This is a genomic window from Rhodococcus maanshanensis NBRC 100610 (assembly GCF_001894865.1).
GTDB classification, from domain to species: domain Bacteria; phylum Actinomycetota; class Actinomycetes; order Mycobacteriales; family Mycobacteriaceae; genus Rhodococcus_G; species Rhodococcus_G maanshanensis.
Genome location: NZ_BCXA01000079.1, coordinates 1 through 3,607 on the forward strand (window position 1 = coordinate 1; position 3,607 = coordinate 3,607).

The window sequence follows — 3,607 nt, forward strand, 5'->3', positions numbered from 1 at the left end:
GGCAAGGCGACCGTCGACGCCACCTTCTCCGGCCGCGACGGCGTCACCGGATCCACCACCACCCAACAACTCACCATCACAGCGGCCACCACCACCACGCCCAAGCCCACCACGCCCGGCACACCGCCGGCCGCCGACGCCAAGATGGGTGGCGACCGCTACCAATCCACGGACGCCTGGAGGGATGGCGGCTGGTGCTCGCTCGGTTTCAACGGCACCGACGGCGCCGGCCACGCGGTGAACATCACCGCCGGACACTGCGACACGAACCCTCTTGCCGTGGGCACTCCTGACGCGACAGGCGCATACGAGGTGGTCGACAACGCGCGCGGCGAACGCTTCGGCACCTTCGTCAAGGCGGTCTTGGGATCCCTCGACCACGGGTTGATCAAGATCGACGACAACTTCGCCAAGCGTTTCGAGAACAACTACGTTCGCGTCCCCGGCAAGGCCCCGGTGCCGATCACCGGCGTCGGCTCTCCCCTGCTGGGGCAGCCGGTGTGCCTGTCCGGTCAACGCACCGGCTACCACTGCGGCGAAGTCAATTCGCTCGACGCTTCCGTTTCCAGGCTCGAAGAAGACAGCCGCGGCAAATTCACCGTGAGGATCTGTGGGCTGCAGGGCGACAGCGGTAGCCCCGTCATCACCGGCACCATGGCACTGGGCATCGCGACCCAATCCAACAAGAAATCCCAGGAGGACTGCGATTTGTTCGAGTCCCTGGAGGACCTCAGCGACTACGACCGACCCACCGTGGAGGCGGTACCGATCAAGTCGATCCTCGCGGACAACCCCGGCCTCAAGGTCCGCACCAACTAGACACACAAAATTTCCCGAAAAGGGGCCTCGGGCACGAACTCTCACGCCCGAGGCCCCTTTTCCCATTCCCGAGTGACACCCCGCCCTCGGCATCACCAGCGGCTCCGCCGCTCCGCCGCGCCACCGAGCCCAATATTCATCCAACCAATTTTCGGTAGGCAACGGCGGATATCACGCATACAGTCCCGCGACCGGTCTGGCGCCAACGCCGTGGGTCGTACCCGCAACGCCCTCAAAACGAAAGGTCCCCATGCGTAGTACCCGCGCCCGCCGTGCCGCGATGATCGGCACCGCGGCACTGCTTCTGGTCGCGCCGTGCGTGGCCCTCGCCCAGGCCGAACCCGCCGCCCCGGCACCGGCGCTGCCCGCGGACATGGTGGCCGCCATCCAACGCGACCTCGGGCTCAGCCCGGAGCAGTACCTCGACCGGGCGGAAACCGGGCAGGTACTGGTGAGGTTCGCCGAGACGCTGCGCGGCAAGTTCCCTACCGCCTACGCGGGCGCCTGGCTCGATGCGGCCGGCACGCCGTTGGTGGGTCTGGCGGACGGGCCGGACAAGGCCGCCGCCCGCTCCGCCGTGGAGGCCGCGGGCTACAAGGTCAAGGACCAGTCGCGCAGCGAGCGCGTCCTGTCCGATCTGCTCGGTCAGCTCGACACCTGGATCCAGCAGCTTCCCGCGCCGCTGGCCGGTCTCGTCAACGGCACCGCGATCGACCCCGTCAACAACGACATCGCGCTGGAGGTCAAGGACACCGCCGGGGGCCAGGGCCTGCAACTGCCCGACTTCCTCAACTTCGTGCGCGTGGCGAAGGGACCGGCTGGCTCGTCCGAGGTGCCGGGGTTCGGCTCGTCCGGACCGCCGGCCACCACGGAACCGACCAAGCCCACCACCAACCCCGTCGCCTCCACGATCACCCTCGACCCCATCACCGCGGCACCCGACAGCAACGAGTACACGCTGACGGCGAAGATCACTCCCGCAGCGGCGGGCGGCACCGTCGAATTCAAGGACGGCAACGACGTCCTCGGCAGCACAAAAGTCGAGGCCGACGGCACCGCCACCAGGATCTGGAACCCCGGAACCGACGGCAAGCACACCATCACCGCCACCTTTTCCGGCCGCGACGGCGTCGCCGGATCCACCACCACCCAAGAGGTCACCGTCACAACGGTCGCCGGCACCACCACACCCACACCCACACCCACCACCAAGCCCAAGCCGCCGGCCGCCAACGCCGTCCTCGGTGGCGACATCTACGGCAGCGAGTACGAGGGCCGCAAGAACATCTGCTCGTTCAGTTTCAATGCCACCGACGGCTCCGGCCACGCAATGAACATCACCGCCGGACACTGCGACAAGGACCCACTCGAGGCGGGCACTCTTTACGCCTCAAATGCATTCGAGATCGTCGGCGACGATCGCTTCGGCGATCGCTTCGGCGATCGCTTCGGCACCTTCGACAAGACAGTCCACGATGGCATGGACTACGCGGTGATCAAGATCGACGACAGCGTCGCAAAGCGCTTCGAGAACAACTTCGTTCGCGCCCGCGGCTCGGACCCGGTACCGATCACCGGCACCGCCGACCCCGTGGTCGGGGCGCCGGTGTGCAAGTCCGGCTCTACCACCGACTTCACCTGCGGCAAGGTCACGGCCATCAACCAGGGCATTGCCACCGGTAGCTCCAAGGTGTACAAGTCCTTCGCCACGAACTATTGCGGGTTGCCGGGCGACAGCGGCGGACCCATCGTGACCGGCACCAAGGCACTGGGCATCTCGGTCGGCACCAACGGGCGTTGCGGCACGCCCGACCAAAAGAACTGGGGGCAGCCGATCAACGCGATCCTCAAAGCCAACCCAGGCCTGAAGATTCGCACCAACTAGGACACAGAATGTCCCGAAAAGTGGCCTCGGACGCGAACTTTCGCGTCCGAGGCCCCTTTCGCTTCCGAGCGACGGCCCCACCCGCAGGTCCGGGCCACCGCATGCCGCTGAGCCCAATATTCATCCCACCAATTTTCGGTAGTCAATGGCAATCATTACCAATACAGTCCCTCAATCGACCTGACCCCAGCGCTTGGTCGTCGGCAACGCCCTCATACCGAAAGGTCCCCATGCGTAGAACCCGCGCCCGCCGTGCCGCGATGATCGGCACCGCGGCACTCCTGCTGGTCGCGCCCTGCGCGACCCTGGCCCAGGCCGAACCCACCACACCAACACCCGCGCTGCCCGCGGACATGGTGACCGCGATCCAACGCGACCTCCGGCTCGGCCCCGAGCAGTACCTCGACCAGGCCGAGACCGCGCAGGAACTGGCGACGTTCGCCGACACGCTCCGCGGCAAGTTCCCTACCGCCTACGCGGGCGTCTGGCTCGATGAGGCCGGGACCCCGCTGGTCGGCCTGGCCGAGGGGCCCGACAAGGCTGCCGCCCGCACCGCCGTCGAGGCCGCCGGCTTCAAGGTCAAGGACCAGTCGCGCAGCGAACGCGTCCTGTCCGACCTGCTCGGTCAGCTCAACACCTGGATCCAGCAGCTCCCCGCACCGCTGGCCGGCCTCGTCAACGGCACTGCGATCGACCCCGTCAACAACGACATCGCGTTGAACGTGAAGGACACCGCCGGGGGCCAGGGCCTGCAGCTGCCCGACTTCCTCAACTTCGTGCGCGTGGCGAAGGAACCGGCTGGCCCGTCCGAACTGCCGGAGTTCGGCTCGCTCGGCTCGTCCGACCCGACCAAACCCACCAAGCCCACCGAACCAACCACCACCACCAAACCCACAGAACCAA

The 3,607-nt window shown here is 67.0% G+C and carries 2 protein-coding genes and 1 pseudogene; all 3 read left to right on the plus strand.

Annotated features, from left to right (window positions below; translation table 11 throughout):
• On the plus strand, positions 1–819 hold an 819-nt coding region (locus tag RM1_RS26525), incomplete at its 5' end, for a S1 family peptidase (RefSeq protein WP_218019750.1).
• A 250-nt stretch (positions 820–1,069) separates the two neighbouring features.
• Positions 1,070–2,704, plus strand: coding sequence for an Ig-like domain repeat protein (locus RM1_RS25695; protein ID WP_072754427.1), 1,635 nt, complete (start codon positions 1,070–1,072; stop codon positions 2,702–2,704).
• Between the two features lie 230 nt (positions 2,705–2,934).
• A pseudogene (locus RM1_RS25700) lies at positions 2,935–3,607 on the plus strand (S1 family peptidase); the annotation flags it as partial.

Coding starts and splice junctions, on each gene's coding strand:
- RM1_RS25695 (WP_072754427.1), top strand. CDS start 1,070: ATGCGTAGTACCCGCGCCCGCCGTGCCGCGATGATCGGCACCGCGGCA.